Annotated in this window: 15 protein-coding genes; 4 read left to right on the forward strand and 11 right to left on the reverse strand. The window is 62.4% G+C overall.

Annotated features, from left to right (window positions below):
* Positions 1–119: 119 nt before the first annotated feature.
* The 5 genes from N792_RS07920 to N792_RS13455 all read right to left on the reverse strand — a co-directional run bounded on the left by N792_RS07920 (position 120) and on the right by N792_RS13455 (position 4342).
* The gene (locus tag N792_RS07920; RefSeq protein ID WP_198025579.1) at positions 120–1391 is read right to left on the reverse strand and encodes a DmpA family aminopeptidase; all 1272 of its coding nucleotides are present in this window, start codon (positions 1389–1391) and stop codon (positions 120–122) included.
* Positions 1392–1665: 274 nt separating this feature from the next.
* Complete coding sequence (locus N792_RS13450; protein ID WP_156969343.1) at positions 1666–2334, reverse strand: DUF5666 domain-containing protein; 669 nt, start codon at positions 2332–2334, stop codon at positions 1666–1668.
* 12 nt (positions 2335–2346) lie between these two features.
* A complete protein-coding gene (locus N792_RS07935) occupies positions 2347–2838 on the reverse strand; it encodes an RcnB family protein (protein WP_052103724.1) in 492 nt (163 codons plus the stop codon).
* Positions 2839–2978: 140 nt separating this feature from the next.
* On the reverse strand, positions 2979–3257 hold the full coding sequence (locus N792_RS07940) for a hypothetical protein (RefSeq protein ID WP_036193906.1): 279 nt from the start codon (positions 3255–3257) through the stop codon (positions 2979–2981).
* 167 nt (positions 3258–3424) lie between these two features.
* Positions 3425–4342: a restriction endonuclease gene (locus tag N792_RS13455; RefSeq protein ID WP_052103726.1), complete on the reverse strand. Its 918-nt coding sequence runs from the start codon at positions 4340–4342 to the stop codon at positions 3425–3427.
* Positions 4343–4570: 228 nt separating this feature from the next.
* Here N792_RS13455 and N792_RS07950 point away from each other — a divergent pair, with 228 nt between their 5' ends.
* The gene (locus tag N792_RS07950; RefSeq protein WP_036193907.1) at positions 4571–5638 is read left to right on the forward strand and encodes a tetratricopeptide repeat protein; all 1068 of its coding nucleotides are present in this window, start codon (positions 4571–4573) and stop codon (positions 5636–5638) included.
* A 281-nt stretch (positions 5639–5919) separates the two neighbouring features.
* Here the strand turns inward: N792_RS07950 and N792_RS07955 are convergent, their stop codons facing one another.
* The gene (locus N792_RS07955) at positions 5920–6384 is read right to left on the reverse strand and encodes a hypothetical protein (RefSeq protein ID WP_036193908.1); all 465 of its coding nucleotides are present in this window, start codon (positions 6382–6384) and stop codon (positions 5920–5922) included.
* 132 nt (positions 6385–6516) lie between these two features.
* Between N792_RS07955 and dcm the strand changes: the two genes are divergently transcribed.
* From dcm to N792_RS07970, 3 genes are read left to right on the forward strand one after another with little or no spacing between them, the layout of a single operon-like run.
* A complete protein-coding gene (gene dcm, locus N792_RS07960; RefSeq protein WP_269572103.1) occupies positions 6517–7962 on the forward strand; it encodes a DNA (cytosine-5-)-methyltransferase in 1446 nt (481 codons plus the stop codon).
* Positions 7963–7964: 2 nt separating this feature from the next.
* Entirely contained in the window at positions 7965–8396 is a 432-nt protein-coding gene (locus tag N792_RS07965; protein WP_036193909.1) for a very short patch repair endonuclease, read from the forward strand.
* Positions 8393–9766 carry a type II restriction endonuclease gene (locus N792_RS07970; protein ID WP_052103727.1) on the forward strand — a complete coding sequence of 458 codons (1374 nt, stop codon included), beginning with the start codon at positions 8393–8395 and terminating at the stop codon, positions 9764–9766. Before N792_RS07965 ends, N792_RS07970 begins: the two co-directional genes overlap by 4 nt.
* Before the next feature lie 118 nt (positions 9767–9884).
* Here N792_RS07970 and N792_RS13800 read toward each other — a convergent pair whose 3' ends face one another.
* From N792_RS13800 to N792_RS07995, 5 genes are all read right to left on the reverse strand, one after another.
* Positions 9885–11963: a BbrUII/HgiDII family restriction enzyme gene (locus N792_RS13800; RefSeq protein ID WP_084105554.1), complete on the reverse strand. Its 2079-nt coding sequence runs from the start codon at positions 11961–11963 to the stop codon at positions 9885–9887.
* Positions 11964–11978: 15 nt separating this feature from the next.
* Positions 11979–13016 (reverse strand): DNA cytosine methyltransferase, encoded by a 1038-nt coding sequence (locus N792_RS13805; protein ID WP_036193912.1) that lies wholly within the window; start codon positions 13014–13016, stop codon positions 11979–11981.
* 109 nt (positions 13017–13125) lie between these two features.
* Positions 13126–13338, reverse strand: coding sequence for a hypothetical protein (locus N792_RS07985; RefSeq protein WP_156969344.1), 213 nt, complete (start codon positions 13336–13338; stop codon positions 13126–13128).
* A 78-nt stretch (positions 13339–13416) separates the two neighbouring features.
* On the reverse strand, positions 13417–13653 hold the full coding sequence (locus N792_RS07990; RefSeq protein WP_036193914.1) for a hypothetical protein: 237 nt from the start codon (positions 13651–13653) through the stop codon (positions 13417–13419).
* Between the two features lie 4 nt (positions 13654–13657).
* A complete protein-coding gene (locus N792_RS07995) occupies positions 13658–17632 on the reverse strand; it encodes a methylmalonyl-CoA mutase family protein (protein ID WP_036193915.1) in 3975 nt (1324 codons plus the stop codon).
* Positions 17633–17842 lie beyond the last annotated feature (210 nt).

The raw sequence follows: 17842 nt of genomic DNA on the forward strand, positions 1-17842 counted from the left end.
TCATCCCCGCGAAGGCGGGGGGTGAGGTCGGGCGTTTGCGAGCCACTGGCTCGCGTCCGATCGAACGCCCAAGCGCTATGCGCGCGGGCCGGGGATCGCAAGATCCATGGACGTCAAGCCTACTTCTCTGCCGAAATCCCATGACGCCCAAGGATGTCGCGCACGCGGTCCAGCGGGATCGCGGGGACGGTCTGGCCGTTGCCGGTCACCGTGGTGGCCATGAACAGCGAGTTGTAGACCGCCTCCTCCACCGCTTCCACGGTGGCCTGGAACAGCGCGGTGGTCGCGTCGTTGGCCAGCTCGGACGCGGGCTGCCGATCAGCCGCAAAACTGCGCCGCAACTGCGGTGAGGTGGAAAACGCCAGCGCGTAGTCGCCGCTGCCGTTGGAGGCGGAACTGCCGGTACGCCCCAGGCCCATCATGGTGCGCGCTGCGATGCGGCCGAGGTTGCGGTCGCCGACCGGAGCGTCGGTGGCGACGATGACGATCACCGAACCGTCGCCGCGATCATCCGCAGGCCCGGCCTCGAGCACATCCTGAAACGCATACCGCCCCAGCTCGCGCCCCACCGGCGCGCCCAGCACCTGCAGCACGCCCCCGTAGTTGGTCTGCACCAGCACGCCGACCGTCCAGCCACCCAGCGCCGCCGGCAACACCCGCGACGAGGTGCCGATGCCGCCCTTCCACCCGAACGCCACCGTGCCGGTGCCGGCACCCACACTGCCCTCCTGCACCGGTCCACTGCGGGCACCCTCGAGCGCCCGCCACACATCTTCGTTGGCGAGCGGTCGCTGGCGGATGTCGTTGAGGCCGCCGTCGTTGGTCTCGCCCACCACCGGATTGATCGAGCGCACCGACTCCATGCCGGGCTGCCGCAGCATCCAGTCCGCCATCGCGTCGGCGGCTTTCCAGACGCACAGCGTGCAGGTCAGCAGCACCGGGGTTTCCAGCTCACCCAACTCCTTCACCTGGGTGCTGCCCACGAACTTGCCGAAGCCGTTGCCCACATACACCGCCGCCGGCACCCGCGACAGATACGCGTTGTCGCCATGCGGAAAAACCGCGGTGACGCCGGTGCGCACGCCATCGCCCCGCGAAACCGTCACCTGCCCCACGCGGACACCCTCGACATCGGTGATCGCATTCAAACGCCCCGGCGCGAAGATGCCCGGCGCCACACCCAGGTCGCGGGCACGTACGCGCTCGCCGTCCTGCGCATCGGCGGCATGCGTGTCAGCGGCCTGCATGTCAGCGGCATGGGCAAACAGGGTCGGAACGGACAGCAGCAATGCCATCAGGCCGATGGCCAGGCGTCGTGGGTTGGGCATGGGGTCGATGACCTTGGTGAGGGTGGGAACTAACGGGGTGGCAACTAACGGGGTCAGGTTCACTTTCCGATGACCCGGCGTGACTGAATCCGACAACAACCCAGAAAGGTACCCGATCCAGACGGACACCCGGGCCACGACAGACTCGCGCCACGGCCCCTTACCGCGACTCGACCTGCCCGGCCTACCGCAGCACATGACGCGCCTGAAGCCGCGACGACTTCCGCACCATGGTGGAAGCCAGGACCCGGCGCTTCGCCGGGGTCAGACCTGCTCACAGGCCGCGCAAACAGCCCATATCGGAGTAAGTGAACCTGACCCCGTTTTTGTGCCGTTTTTACCGGGCCGAGCGCTCCACGACGATGCGCTCAGCCAGCCATTCGTTGTTGCCGATCCGCCGCGCCTCGATCCGCACCAGATCCCCGCGCTCAAGGTCCTCCGGGCGGTAGCGGCGGCCCCGGTACTCGACCGTGGTGCGGCTGTCGTAGCGCACTCGCGTCGCGTTGCCATAGCCGCCGCCGTCCAGGCTGATCCATCGCGCCCGCGGGTCGACAAAGGCGACCGCACCGCGCAGGTCCTGGCCGTAGCCGCCGTCGTACCCGCCGTACCCGCCATCGCGGACATTGCGCACGACCTCGATCGAGCGCGCCCAGAGTTCGCGCCCCGACGAGGCGACCTCGACCCGGATGACGTCGCCCCGCTCCAGGCCTTCCACCGGGTGCTCACGCCCTTGGTAGAACAGGCGGGTGCGCTGGTCGTAGCGGACCTCTGTGCGCTCTGAGCGCCGGGTGCGCTGGTCGTCGACGACCAGCCGGATGCGGCCGTAGCGGGTGTCGACGCTCTCCACGGTGCCCTGCAACTGGCTGCCGTACTGCCCGGGATAGCCCCGGTCGGGTTGTCCGTATCCCCCGGGGTAGCTGCCGTAACCGCCGGGGCTCACGCAACCGGCGAGGAGCAGGACGCTGATGGACAGCACGATGACGATGCCGCGGATCATATGGTTCATGGCGTACTCCAATCAGTCGCCCAGGATGCTCGAAATCAGGCCCGTGGCCATCTGCACGAGGTAGTAGGTGTCATCGCCCTGATAGGGACGCACCCACCGGTACCCGTCCGGCGGCACGGCCAGGTCGTAATCGTAGTAGTCCCGCATGTAGTAGCGATCGTCCAGGTAGTCGCGCGGGATGTATTCGCCACGCGCCCAGCGGCGGTGCTCGCGGACATCCTTGCGCCACTCGCGCTCGGCCTCCTGGCGGTCCTTCCAGTACTCACGCTCGGCCTCGCGGCGATCCTTCGCGGCCTCCCGCATGTCCTCGCGGCGGTCTTTCTCGTACTCCCGGCGATCCTTCTCATACTCGCGGATGGCCTCGCGGCGGTCCTTCAAGTGCTCGCGCTGCGCCTCCTGGTACTCCTTACGCGCCTCCCGGCCACGGTCATCGTCGGCAAAAGCGTTGCCGGAGAAGGCGACACCGACGGCCGCCAGTGCACTCGCAATCAACAGCTTCTTCATTGGTGTGTTCCCAGGGAACGGAAACCCGACCGTAAGCGGCGGCGCCTGAACGCGGTCAAATCGCCAAGTTGAACCGCGAAGTTAACCTGACTCCGTTTTTGACCCCGTTTTTGATCCGACTCTGACCCCTGCTCTACCGTTCAATCACGCCTGACACGGCGCGCTGCGTCAGCCGCGGCCTGCAGGACGCGCACGTACTCCACACGGGCTTTCGGGGCGTTGCCTGCAGCGCTCTCCAGCCCATCGACAAACGCCTCCATCAACGCCGGCGCGTTGTACTGGTCGCCCAGCTCGCCCATCGTCTTGGCCACGGTATCGCGCAGATGCCAATCCACGTTGACGCCGTTCTGGGCTTCATTGGCGAGGTCGACGACGCGCAGCAGATGCGGCGTCACCAGACCGACGACGGTGGCTCTCATCCCTTCAATCCTGCTTTCGGAAGGACGGAAGACTAACCCGGCGGGTACCGCTGCGTACGGCTACGCAGGGTCCGCGGGTTGATGCTTGAGGTCAGGCGGCTCGGGGATGTGGTCCGCAACCTCGCGGGCGAGGTCGCCGACGTGGGCGGTGAGGTGGCCCGTGGCTGCTACATCTCCGGTGTCGAAGCTTCGATCACCTTCATCGCCTCGTCTGCTTTGCGTGTGAGTGCGCGGCGCTCTTCTTCCGTAAGAGCCGGCGGCGGGGTCGATCCCATGCAATGGTCGATGTAGGTGCCCGAGGTCGCGTCAATCAGTTCGCGGCACCGCTCTGCTGCGGATGCCTGAACTCGCGCCGGCGATGTCTGGAAGGAGGCAGAGCTTGGTGTCGGCATCGGCGTCGTCGGAGACCGATTGACAGGCTGGGCGAATTGCGACTGCAACACCGCACCGATCGAGTTCAGCAGGTACACCGCGATCGCGAGAAACAGTCCCGCGACGAGAAGCTTCATCCCGAGCGTGACCAAGGCGCCCTGCGCCGCCCGACCCGCCATACGGCGGGCATGGTGTCGCAAGCCGTCACCGGCGGCAGACATCACCTGATTGCGCAGCTCACCGGTGACGACCGTGCCCAGCGCGCCAGACACGCTCTGCAGGACTCCCATGCGATCGGCCGGGCGCTCCGGTAGTGGACCCAACATCGAGCGCAACTCGCGGCCTTCCACCAGGTGCACGCGCCCTAGCCTGGCGGCGGCCTGCGTGGCTGCGGTGGTGAACTCCCCACTGGTGACGAGAATGCCGCCCGTCGCATTCTCGTTGAGCATCAGACCCAACAGCTGGTGGACGTCGTTATGCGGCACCTGCTTGGCGTTCCAGTGCTTGCACTGGACCAGCACATATTCGCCGGGCCGCCGCAGCTTGAGGTCAATGCCACCATCGAAACGGCCGCCTGCGCCACCCGTGCCGCAGTGCTCGACCTCATAGCCCTGACCGCGGTAGTAGACCGCCAGCAGACTTTCGAAGTGGTCCCAACCCACGCGGGAAAGTGCGTCGTCGTGACGCTGCCGCACATTCTTCAATCCAGACATTTCGCCCCTCCCGGCATCCACCCCGAAGTCAGATTAGCCCGAGCCATATATCTGTGGAATGCAATGCTCGGCGCCATGATGCGTTGCGTTGGCCGTTGTGTATTCGCTCGCCGCGTTTGGTGTGGCGCCGGTACCTCCCATGTTCCTGGCCTGGCCGACCGCCGTAACCGACCGCGTTCGTCCCGGTAACCCAATGCGACCATTCGTCCGTGTGGGCGTGGAGGCACCATGCAGTCCCGTGCGATAGCGACGTTCGCGCTGCTGCTCAGCGGCGCCCTGCTGGCCGCTTGCGGACGAACGGGCGACCCGGTACCGCAGCAACAAACCGTGGCGCAGCCGAAGGCATCGGCACCGGCACCGACACCCGAACCGGTTACCGACATGACCGACGTAACCCATATGGGCGACGTTGGGCCCGTCCCGCTGTCGCTGGAAGCCAGTCTGGCGGCACTTGAACGCGGCGACGACGTTGCCGCCCGGACGGGTTTCCAGGCCTTGGCGCAGCAAGGGGATGCGGAGGCACGGTACCAGTTGGGCCAGATGCTGGCGGACGGTCGGGGCGGCCCCAAATCCGAAGCGGATGCCGTGGCGTGGCTGCGCAAGGCGGCCGACCAGGGCCACGAGAACGCGGACTACCTCTGGGGTGCGATGGTGCTCTGGCGTGAGCCGCCCGCCACTGCGGAAGAGCGGTCGTTGGGACTGGCCGCGATCCGCCGTGCTGCCGCGCGCAACGACCGCAACGCCATGGCCGCACTGACTTTGGTGTATGCCAACGACAGCCAGTTCCGCGACCCCGTCGAAGCCGCGTACTGGAATGACGAGCTCGAAAAGTGGGACGTGATCGCCGACGTGCGTGCGCGCAACGAGGCCGCGATCGCGGCGGGCGAGCAACGAATGGCCGAGATCGATGAGCGGCTGCGGCAGCTGGACGCAGCCGAGCGCGCCAACAACGCTGCCGCCGTGCAGGCCCGGGGGCCAGAGCCCTCGGAGGCGGACATGCGCGCCGCACTGGAGTACGCCATGTACGCCAGCAACGGAGAAACCGAAATCGACAACGGCGTGGCCAGCGGGGTGCTTTCCATCAAGCAGTTCCAGAAGCACGGCTGTGTGCCCGCCGAGGGCGCGGATGGCTACTACTGCGAGTATCTGATCGAGGCCGCTCTGGAAATGCAGGCGAACGACGGCGGCGGCGTCAATTGGAACGACCTGCTGGACGTGATGCTCGTCCCGGAAAACGCCTCCGGACGATTTGTCTACGACACCGCACTCCAGCGCTGGGTGCGATTCGATGAATAGTCCACGCCGGTTGCGGGCCGTGGCGCCTGTCCGGAGGCGTCGCTGACGTTATCGAAGGCGTCGCAGAGCTCTTCGGAAACGTCGTTGACGTCATCAGAGACGTTTCAGACCTCGTCGAAGACGTCGCTGCGTCATCGGAAGCGTCGCCGACCTCATGTGAGACGTCCGCGACCGGAACGCAGGCGTCCACCACGCCTACAGCGGTATCCCCGATGCCACCCGACGCCCAAACAGACAGGCCGCCCGAAGGCGGCCTGTCCGGTGATGCGACGTGCTGCGACTCAGGCCGGTTCGGCCACCTTGCGGCGGGTCTTGGCGAAGCGGGTGCCCAACTCCTTGCGCAGGTCGTCCAGGCCGTGGGCGGCGCCGGACAGCTTGATGTGGGCGTAGCCCTCCAGCGCCACGCTCATCACGTCGCTGCCGAGCGCGGCGACGGTGTCCTCCACCTGGGTCGTCAGCCGCTGCAGCTGCTCCAGCACCGGCGCCAGCTTGTCCAACGCGGTCAGGTCGGCCTGCGCCTCCGCCAGGTTGAGGCTGGCCGGAACGATGTGCGGGTTCTGCTCCAGCACCCGCAACGCCTGCCGCGCGAAGGCCTGCGACCTCGGCCCCAGCAGGGTCAAACCGCGACGGTCGCCGGACTCCATGCCGATCAATCCGGGCAACGACGACGACGCCTGCTGCACGCCGGCGACCGCACCGGCAATCTGCTCGTCCGTGAAATCAAGGGAAACAATGTTCTGCGCCACAGCACTCTCCTTTGCCTATCCATGTGTAGTGCGCCGGCGGATGCCGGCGCGTCGTGCTCCGCCGCGGTCCGTGGGCGTGATCGCATACGGGCGATCGGAGCGGGGTCGAGTGTGCCAAAGGGCGCGTGGGTAGTGAAGCGTGTTCGAAGCCCGGACGAGTTGGGATCCATCTCAGTCTGTGAGAAGCGGGTAACCGACCATCTCCCCCGCGCCCCCCCGTTTTCCTGGAAGACGTGGACTCTTACCCGCCTCAACAAACCGAAGACCTGGGTCAACGGTGCGTTGCCGGGGTTCGCCCGCTTCCCAACTGGGACACCCTTGGACACAATGTCCGCATTCTTCCCGGAGCACCAGATGGATACTTACGAGCTCATCGACATCGCCTTGCAGCGGTTCAGCCCCAAAGAAGTGGCCACGGCCCTCGGGGTGGATCCCAAGACCGTCCGCCGCTGGCATGCGCGCGAGAGTGAGCCCAAACCTTATGTCGCCGACGCCATCCGCCAGCGCCTGCTGCCATTCGGCGAGCCGCCGAGCGGCCCGGCCGCCTTCCGCTTCATCGACCTCTTCGCCGGCATCGGTGGCATGCGGATCGCTTTCGAGAAGCAAGGGGGTCGCTGCGTGTTCACCAGCGAATGGGACGATTACGCCCGCAAGACCTACGCAGCCAACTTCCATGACGGTGCCGAACACACCTTCGCCGGCGACATCACCCAAGTGCATGAAGACAACGTACCCGACCATGACGTTTTGCTGGCGGGATTTCCTTGCCAGCCGTTCTCGATCGCCGGCGTCTCAAAGAAGAATGCATTGGGCCGGCCCCACGGCTTTGCCGACAAGACCCAGGGCACCCTGTTTTTCGATGTGGCTCGGATCATCGCAGCCAAGCAGCCAAAGGCGTTCCTGCTGGAGAACGTGAAGAATCTGATCAGCCACGACAAGGGACGGACCTTCTCCACGATCATCGACGTACTCCGGAACGAGCTGGGCTACCACGTCTGGCACAAGGTCATAAATGGCAAGCACTTCGTGCCCCAGAATCGGGAGCGCATCATCATCGTCGGCTTCCGGGACCCCGTGGACTTCAGCTGGGAAAACCTGGAGCTTCCGCCCATCGAATCGGGACCAAAGCTCGACTCCATCCTGCACCGCGAGGACGGAACCGACCCCGCGGAGTGGCATTGCATCGAAGGCGCGCGTGGCAAGGTGACCCCGAAATACACCCTCTCCGAAAAGCTCTGGGTGTACCTGCAGAACTACGCGGCCGAGCATCGCCGGAAAGGCAACGGCTTCGGCTTCGGATTGGTCTCGGGCAAGGACACCGCCCGCACTCTGTCGGCCCGCTACTACAAGGACGGATCGGAAATCCTGATCGACCAGGGACGCCGCAAAAATCCGCGCCGCCTGACCCCGCGCGAGTGCGCCCGCCTGATGGGTTTCGAGGACAGCTTCCGCATCCCGGTTTCGGATACCCGGGCGTACAAGCAGTTCGGTAACTCCGTGGTGGTGCCGGTGATCAGCAGCGTGGCCGAACTCATGGCGCCCCTGCTGGACGTTGAAGCCGAGCGCAAGGCCGCGTGACCATGGACATCATCAGCCCGGAGCAGCGCTCCGCGCTGATGTCGCGGATCAAAGGGAAAGACACGAAGATCGAACTGGAAGTCCGGCGCGGACTGCACGCGCTGGGCTTCCGCTATCGACTGGGGGGTGCCGGTCTTCCCGGCCGGCCCGACATCGTGCTGCCGAAGTACCGCACGGCAGTTTTCGTACACGGCTGCTTCTGGCATGGGCACAGCTGTGAGTTATTCCGGCTTCCCAAAACACGCCCCGAGTTCTGGCGACAAAAGATTGAAACCAATCGTGCGCGTGACAAGAAAGTCGGCCATGACCTGATATCCCAAGGATGGAAGGTCGAGACGCTCTGGGAATGTGAGCTCAGGGGCCGCTCGACTACAAAGAAACTGGAGGCCATCATGGCGTTGGCCGATCGTATTCGAACCCGGGGGAACGAGTGACCGAACAGTCCGAGCTGTATTTTTCTGAATCCAACGTCGCAGAAGTCGCCGCTGATGGATCGCCTCTGTGGTGGAAAATCCAGAGCCTCGCAAGCCAGAGCACAGAGCTGTTCGTCAAGAAGCTTTCGCGCAACGATACCTCGTGGGCTGACGACTCGGGAAAGCACCAGGCCGGGTTCTATATTCCGCGCCCGATCCGGGAGGCAGGATTTTTTCCCGAACTCCAGGCCAACAATCCGGCGAAGCTGCACATATTCCATGCGGAATGTACGGTTCTGTGGCCGCAGACGGGCGAAATCACACTCTCCAACATGCGGCACTACAGCAACAAGGGTCCGGAAACGCACTTCACGGGGCTTCCAAAGCCGCTCTTCCGAGACCTGACGCCGGCATCGCTCATTCTCTCCGGTCGGCTCGCGCAGCCCATTTCCGACTGCAGCTACTGGATCATTGTTCTGGACTCAGCTACCGAGGAAGCCGAACTGCTTGAGACGGCTCTCGACCTTGAAGCAGGGTTCCATTACGGACGCTTTGAGCCCTCACGCTTCGAGGACGCGTCCAGGCTCGCGCGGGACGAGACGCAGGAACTGATTGAGCGACTGCAGAGCGCGATCAGAAACGGGACGTTGCCCGAACTCTTGGCCGAGTACGCGGATATTCCGAACCCAGCCACGATTGCTGCCGGCGCACGGAAAGAATGGCTCCAGACAAACGGCTTTACCGGGCTTGATCCGTGGGCGATCCCCAATCCGGGCGACGCCATCATGGAGATCAGCCGGGATATCGAGTTCCGGCACTACCGGCGGTACGAGTTGCGTCGGCGCGCTGTCGAGCTTGTCTCGCTGCTGGCGGATTCGTCCGATCTGACAACAGCGGTTGTCAGGCGCTTCCCGGAAATCGATCGGGTTTTCCTCAGCGCCAGCCAGCAACGCAAGAACCGTGCGGGCCGGTCTTTTGAGCATCACATTGCAGCCAGCCTGAAAGCCGGCCATATCCGCTTTACAGAGCAGGCTGTTACCGGCGGACGGCGGCCGGACTTCGTCATGCCGGATCTGTCCGCATTACGCAGCAAGAAGCGGACCTATGCGGAAGCGCTGGTACTGGCAGCAAAAACCACGTTGCGAGAGCGCTGGAAGCAGGTATCCAGCGAAAGGCTCAACTGCGACGTTTTTCTTGCCACTGTGGACGATCGCGTTGCCGCATCGTCGATCCGTGAAATGGCGAACGCCGACATAAGGCTCGTGGTTCCAGAGGCGCTCAAGTCTAGTGATGAAGCGCACTACAAAGGCCAGCCGAACGTGCTCTCATTCCGCGAATTCTTTGACGGTGAGATCCGGAAATCTCGTCCGTTCCTCGTCATAGCACGCTAGCGGCGCAATCCACCGGGTGAAGATCGTCGCTTGACTTCTCGAAACATAACCAAGGGGATGTGCACTGACGCTTGACTGACGTTATTATCTGGACCCATTTTTATCGACAGTTCATTTATTAGGCTGGTGCCTTAGCTGGTTTCTTTTCTTCCTCTTCCATCCTTTGGAGGAAGTTTTCCAGCCGACCCTTTGCACTATCGCGAGAATGGTAATAACTCTCATAGGCTGCGCGAGCACTAAGGATCAGTGTTTCGTACGTCAAAATCTTAGCGCCGAGCGAGGCAAGTGCCCGGAGCTCAGCCTCGTCAAGATGAGTCCGGTCCGAGCATACAAAGTAGATAGCAATAGCGCCTGGCGCACCTCCCCCATCCATCCATTCCGCATGCTGCTTTACATACTCAGCTACGGCGCGTCGATAGCGATTGCATTGATCGGCAATTTTTGCGTATGGAACGCGAACCCCTGGCCGTTTAAGCTCAACCACTACGTGGCGCCCTGACTGCATGCGATACGCAATGTCGAGCCTTGCCCCGTCTTCCGAGTCTGGACACGATGCCTTCAGGTACTCCGATAGACGAACCTCTTTCTGCTGAGTCCCTTGAATGCGGTCCCACGTGGGATCGAGCAGCCACAGATGATCAAGAAGATAGTTCTGAACAACACTTTCAAGATCCTGGGAATTTATCTTTGACTCAAAGGCTTGAATTACTTCCAACCGCTGGTGACTGATCTCGTGAAAATAACTTTCCTCAACAGCGTCCAAAGTGGCGAATATCGCTTGAAATTCCGGTGAAAGAACGTCCTCAACACCTTCCAGCAACTCCAGCGCTTTTTTAACTCGCAATTTTTCGAATGCCACCATAGTGCTTCGGTAAAGCATAGCTCGCGCACGTCGGTTTCTGCTATCGTCGTTGTAAAATTGAACCTTCTCGATTGAGCGAATCAGTTTGCGAGCAAGCTTTCGGTCAGCCTCACGCTCGAGGCTTTCAATCCATTCGTTGATGATATCGCTACCGGCTCCATCAGGCGCACCGCCTACTTCAGATCGCCAACGATCCCACTGATCGCGAATTTCCGCCATCACGGTAATGAGATGTGCCCGGATTGCAAGGTAATACGGATCATGTTGAATTACAGACTCCCGGGCGGAAGTCGCCCGATCAACGTCGTCGGAATCCAAAAAATCAGCGTGAACTTCACCGACAATATAGCTATTGAAATAGCGGGTATCTCCAATGTCTGAAAGAAGATCCTCTTGCCAAAGTCTTCCATTGGCAAAAAGAGATATTTGATTGATGCTTTCACCATCGGCACCGAGCTTACTTGGAACATCAACAGTCCCAATAAAGCCGCGAACTCTTAGCGCAACATTATCCACTTCGAGGAGCGAGTTGATTTTTTTTGCCGCAGGCTTCCCGTTCAGAGACTCAGGCATCGCAAGCGGACTCTTGAAACTGATAGCATCTTCGAAGGACTTGTCGTCAAAATACCAGAGGAATTGAAGGTTTTTATGTATACCGGCGTGCGCGCGCGTTATCGAGACGCCATCCACAACGACCTGAAAGCCGTGATCGGGACCAATAATACCGAAGCGACGGGCCAATCTTGGAACCAAGTAAGCTCCACTCTTATCAATAGAGCGATTAAGCTCCTCAAGTATGATCCGAGTTCCGTGACCATTCTTGAACGGAACGGGGCTAGCTAGGACTGCTGGAAGATACTCTTCGTCATTCCTCGCCTTTTCCTCAAGCTCTGCTACGTCAATCGAAAACCCGATTGGCGGCTTCCCGTCAACTTGAGTGACCACTTGTACTTTCTGGGCAATGGAGAACATCGCCAGCTTGCCGATGCCTTTCCGACCCATCACGCGGCGTTGATTATTGTCGGACATCGCCGACCCCGTAAACTCGCGTCGACTGTAACCTACGCTTAGGAATCTATTTTGAAGAGCGTTGCGGTCCATTCCGTGACCATCATCGGTTACGGTTAGTTTTGACGCTGCCGCATCAATATCGACCTCAACCAATGATGACTCAGCATCCCAGCTATTTGCGACCAACTCCGTAAGCACAGAGGGAGCGGATGCATAGAGTTTCATTCCCAAATGGTGGAGCACGTTGAGATGGAGCTTGAACCGTAACGGCTCATCAAAACTCTCTACTGGCTTGACAACATTTTCGTCACTGACTGCCTCCATGCCACCTCTCCGGATCTACTGTGATATGTGCTTAATGAAGTGGTCGCCGACCGCCCAACCGAGCGGTGGCGGTACTGCATTCCCGATGTGTTTGCCAATGGAAAGAAACTCGACCCGCTTGGCGCTCTCGCCAAATTTATAAGTTAACGGGAAACCCTGTAATAATGCAGCCTCCCTGAGCGTGAGAGCCCGATCCTGTTCCGGATGACCAAATCGCCCCGTCCCAAAGTTATAAGCTTGTGTTGTTATAGTCGGCGCTGGCTCATCCCATGTCATACGACCGTAAACGCTCTGAAACGTAGACCCAGTTTCTCGTTTGTGGCATTCCGCCAGCAGCTCCTCCGGCCAGTCGTGCCACGTGCCACCTGGTTTTGACGCCTGTATTCGTCGAACGTTGATATCGGTGAGCATCCTGGCCTTATGCAACGGATCTGTCGGGGACTGCTGTCCCGCACCGATTGGCGGCAAATTGCCAATGACGTCGCGAACCGTTGGGAAGCGATCCCATTGTTGATTTTGTAGTGGCTCCAATTCACCCAACGCAGAGGCGACTAGCACTAAGCGTCGGCGATGCTGAGCTAGGCCGAAGTGCGGGCCGTAACAGGATCTATATCGCACGCTATAGCCCAGAATTGCAAGTGTGCTTGTAAATCGACGAAACACGCCGGTACGGCTCAATCCCGGAACGTTTTCCATCGTCACGAGGTGCGGACGCACCTCAGTAACCAAGCGAGAGAACTCGTCAAGAAGGCTCCACTTAGCATCGGCGGAGGTATCAGCACCACGCATGTGGCGTGAAAACGGCTGGCAGGGAGCGCACCCAGCTAAAAGGCGCAGCCCGGTTTTTGGGTAGCGCTTTAAGAGCTCAGCCCCGGTGACCTCTCGAATATCACCTGTGACAAATGGAGCGCCAATGTTTACCTCAAAGGTCGAGCGACAGGAATTGTCAATATCGTAGCCGGCGACAATATCTATGCCTGAGCCCTTCAACCCGAAGGAAAGCCCTCCAACGCCACAAAATAAATCGATCGCGTGAATTTTCCTAGCTTTCATAATTCAACACCCCAATCACATTCCTCTTCGAAAATAACTACGCCCCCGCCGAAGCCATTCTCCTGCCAGGGGTTCTCGTTGAATTTCAGCCCCAGCTCCTTGTTGATGATCATCTGAATCGGGACGTTGGCGGGGTATTGGGCGCGCCATCGCGCAGCGCCAAACGCTCGGGCGACAAGGCACCGCTTTGGTAGGCCAGCTCAACCATCTCCTCGAAGAAGTCGATCTTCGCGCCAGCGCTCAAACTAATCCATGCCAGCAACTGGGCGCGCTCGGCATCCTCGAAGGAGAAGCTCGGTACTCGCTCAAGATTTGCGGTCATTGCTATCACCCTGCTCGGCATCGCGGATCTGCTGGAGCTTATCAATGTCTTCCAGATCACGCGGCCGGCCCATGCCAATCACAGCCGGAACGAGGCTTCATTCGATGACCGCGGCCGCGCCGGCCAGCGAGGGCTCAGCGCTTCCACCACTTCCATCAGTTCAGCCCACGCTTCGAACGGATCACCGTCACCGGACGGCGTATACGGCAGGCCACCATCGCGCACGAGCAATGCATCCGGCTTGCGCCCAGTTGGTCGGGAAGCCGTTTTCTGTGATGAGCCCTGCTTCTCGATCTGGTCGACCAGCCGCGCCATCGACTTACATGTTCCGGCGGTACTCACCGCCGACGTCGTAGAGGGCGTGACTGATCTGCCCCAGGCTATGCGTCTTCACCGCCTCAATCAGCGCCTCGAACACATTGCGGCGATCCCGCGCGGTCTTCTGCAGGTAGGCCAGTCCGTGTCCGTCATGCGCATCTTCGGCTGAGCCATCGCTCCCCACTTCGTGACTGTGCGAGGTTTCGCCGCGCGGCGCCAGCCGGTTGCGGTTTTCCTGCCAGTTGCGGACGTTCTCGATCTGCTGCCCCTTTTCTTCCGGGGTCGAGCGGATCAGTTCGATCTCGGTGGTCACTTCGCCGGCGTGTTCCTTTGGCAGGAAGGTGTTGACGCCGACCAGCGGCAGGCTGCCGTCGTGCTTCTTGTGCTCGTAGTACAGGCTTTCTTCCTGGATCTTGCCGCGCTGGTACATGGTGTCCATGGCACCGAGCACGCCGCCGCGCTCGCTGATGGCTTCGAACTCCTTGTAGACGGCTTCCTCGACGATGTCGGTGAGCTTGTCGACGATGAAGCTGCCCTGCCAGGGGTTCTCGTTGAAGTTCAGCCCCAGCTCCTTGTTGATGATCATCTGGATCGCGACGGCGCGGCGCACGGACTCTTCGGTCGGGGTGGTGATGGCCTCGTCGTAGGCGTTGGTGTGCAGGGAGTTGCAGTTGTCGAACAGCGCATACACCGCCTGCAGGGTGGTGCGGATGTCGTTGAACTGGATCTCCTGCGCGTGCAGGGAGCGGCCGCTGGTCTGGATGTGGTACTTCATCATCTGGCTGCGGCTGGACGCGCCGTAGCGCTCACGCATGGCGCGGGCCCAGATGCGGCGGGCGACGCGGCCGATGACGGTGTATTCCGGGTCCATGCCGTTGCTGAAGAAGAACGACAGGTTGGGCGCGAAGTCGTCGATGTCCATGCCGCGCGCGAGGTAGTACTCGACGATGGTGAAACCGTTGCTCAGGGTGAAGGCGAGCTGGCTGATCGGGTTCGCCCCGGCCTCGGCGATGTGGTAGCCGGAGATCGACACCGAGTAGAAGTTGCGCACGCCGTGGTCGACGAAGTACTGCTGGATGTCGCCCATCATCCGCAGCGCGAACTCGGTGCTGAAGATGCAGGTGTTCTGGGCCTGGTCCTCCTTGAGGATGTCGGCCTGCACGGTGCCGCGCACGGTCTTGAGGGTGTAGGCCTTGATACGCGCGTAGGTCTCCGCATCGACCACCTGGTCGCCGGTGACGCCGAGCAGGCCGAGGCCGAGGCCGTCATTGGTTTCCGGCAGTTCGCCGCTGTACGCGGGGCGCTGCTTGCCGTCGAACAGGGCGTCGATCTTCGCCTTCGCCGCGTTCCAGCGCGCGTCGTCCTCGCGCAGGTATTTCTCGATCTGCTGGTCGATGGCGCAGTTCATGAACATCGCCAGGATCATCGGCGCGGGGCCGTTGATGGTCATCGACACGCTGGTGGTCGGCGCGCACAGGTCGAAGCCGGAGTACAGCTTCTTCATGTCGTCCAGCGAGGCGATGTTGACACCGGAGTTGCCGATCTTGCCGAAGATGTCCGGGCGCGGCGCGGGATCCTCGCCGTACAGGGTGACCGAGTCGAACGCGGTCGACAGGCGCGCGGCGGGCTGGCCGACCGACAGGTAATGGAAGCGGCGGTTGGTGCGCTCCGGCGTACCCTCGCCGGCGAACATGCGGATCGGGTCCTCGCCGGTGCGGCGGTACGGGTAGACGCCACCGGTGTAGGGGTAATGGCCGGGCAGGTTTTCCTTCTGCAGGAAGGTCAGCAGCTCGCCCCAGGACCTGTAGGTCGGCGCCGCGATCTTGGGCACCAGCTGGTGGCTGAGCGACTCGCGGTAGTTCTCGACCCGGATCTTCTTGCCGCGGACTTCGTACTCGGTGATCTCGTCGGTGATCGACTTCAGCCGCTCGGGCCAGTGGCGCAGCAGCTTGCGCGAGTCGGCCGACAGCGAATGGATCGCGTCGTTGTAGCGCTGGCGCAGGGTGAGCAGGGTGCGGTCGACCGTTGCGTCACGTGCGCCCGATCCGTCACGCGCGCCCGACTCGTCACGCGCGCCCACCTCGTCGCGCGCGCCCATCTCGTCACGTGCGCCCATCTCGTCACGTGCGCCCATCTCGTCATCCCCGCGAAGGCGGGGATCCATGGACGTTGGATCCTCATCGGCCGAACGTCCATGGGTTCCCGCCTTCGCGGGAACGACGGTGGAGGCGTGATCGACGGTGGACGGGTGGGAGGGTTCGTCGTGGCGGGTTGAAACCCGCCCTACGAGGTCTTCGGCCTGGTAAAGATCCAGCTGCTTCGGCAGCTTCGTGTCGCCCAGATCATGCAGCGACTGCCAATAGCTCTGCGCGCGGTCGGCGATCTCGGACTGGGTGTCGATCTGTGCGTTGATCGCCCTGCCCTGTTCGGCGATCTCGGCCAGGTAGCGCACCCGGGCGCCGGGGATCAGCACGGTGGCGCGCGGTTCCTTGACGGTGGTGTCGAGCTCGGGGCGGAAGTCGCAATGGGCGGGCGCGGCGTGCGGGGCATTCCCCTTCGACGCGGACTTCCCCGTCGTCGTCCCACGGGGACTTCCGTCGGTCGTAGGAGCGACGTGAGTCGCGACCTGTGCATCGCTCCCCGGGTTCTGCGCGTTCGCGACCGACGTCGCTCCTACATCGGAGCCCGAACCGGCGGCGCCAGAGCCGCCCGCGGCACCGGCATCATCGCCGCGATCCATGCCCAGCTTCTCGCGCATCAGGCGGCACAGGTTGGCGAACATCCAGCTGATACCGGGGTCGTTGAACTGGCTGGCGATGGTCGGGTAGACGGGGACGTCCTCGTCCCTGGTCTGGAAGGCGACGCGGTTGCGCTTCCACTGCTTGCGGATGTCGCGCAACGCATCTTCCGCGCCGCGCTTGTCGTACTTGTTGAGCACGATGAGCTCGGCGAAGTCGATCATGTCGATCTTCTCCAGCTGGCTGGGCGCGCCGAAGTCGCTGGTCATCACGTACATCGGGAAGTCGACCAGGTCGACGATCTCCGAGTCGCTCTGGCCGATGCCGGCGGTCTCCACGATCACCAGGTCGTAACCCAGGCCTTTCAGGAAGCCGATGCTGTCCTTGAGCACGATGTTGGTCGCCGCGTGCTGGCGGCGGGTCGCCATCGAGCGCATGTACACGCGCTTGGAGCGCAGCGAGTTCATGCGGATGCGGTCGCCGAGCAGCGCGCCACCGGTACGGCGGCGGGTCGGGTCGACCGAGATCACCGCCAGGCGCATGTCCGGGAAGTGGGCGAGGAAGCGGTTCAGCAGTTCGTCGGTGACCGAGGACTTGCCCGCGCCACCGGTGCCGGTGATGCCGATGACCGGGGTCTTGCTGCCGGCCAGCTGCCACTGCTTGCGCAGCGAGGCGAGCGCGTGGTCGTCGAACTGGTCTTCCTCGATTGCAGTGAGCATCTTGCCGATCGCGATCTCGTCGGTGATCGCGGGCGCCGCTTGCGGTGCCTCGGGGCCGACGCGGCCGTCCTCGGCACGCTTGACCACGTCCTCGATCATCTCCACCAGCCCCATCTTCATGCCGTCGTTGGGGTGGTAGATGCGCTCCACGCCGTAGGCCTGCAGCTCGCGGATCTCCTCGGGCGTGATGGTGCCGCCGCCGCCGGCGAAGATCTTGATGTGCGCGGCGCCACGCTCCTTGAGCATGTCGACCATGTATTTGAGGTATTCCACGTGGCCGCCCTGGTAGGACGACAGCGCGATGGCGTCAGCGTCTTCCTGCAGCGCGGCGCGGACCACGTCCTCCACCGAACGGTTGTGGCCCAGGTGGATGACCTCCGCGCCCTGCGCCTGGATCAGCCGCCGCATGATGTTGATCGCCGCATCGTGGCCGTCGAACAGGCTGGCGGCGGTGACGAAACGCAACGGCGTGCGGTTGGCGGTTTCGGTCTGGGGAAGCTGGCTGGCGGGGGTGCTCATGACGCGCTCGATCCAATGACGATTCGGGGATACGCCGATTGTACCGCGGGGGTCCGGACGCCCTGCGCGGGCCTTCGGTCACCTTGCGCAGCCGCGTTTACCCTACCGCCGAGCCTCCCGGCCAGTGCCGCCGCGTTGTGGGACGGGGGTCGCGCTATTGGATTAGACTAGCGCCCCTGCGGCCTGGCATGCCTTGCCTGCAACGGCGAA

The organism is Lysobacter concretionis Ko07 = DSM 16239 (assembly GCF_000768345.1).
Lineage (GTDB): Bacteria > Pseudomonadota > Gammaproteobacteria > Xanthomonadales > Xanthomonadaceae > Novilysobacter > Novilysobacter concretionis.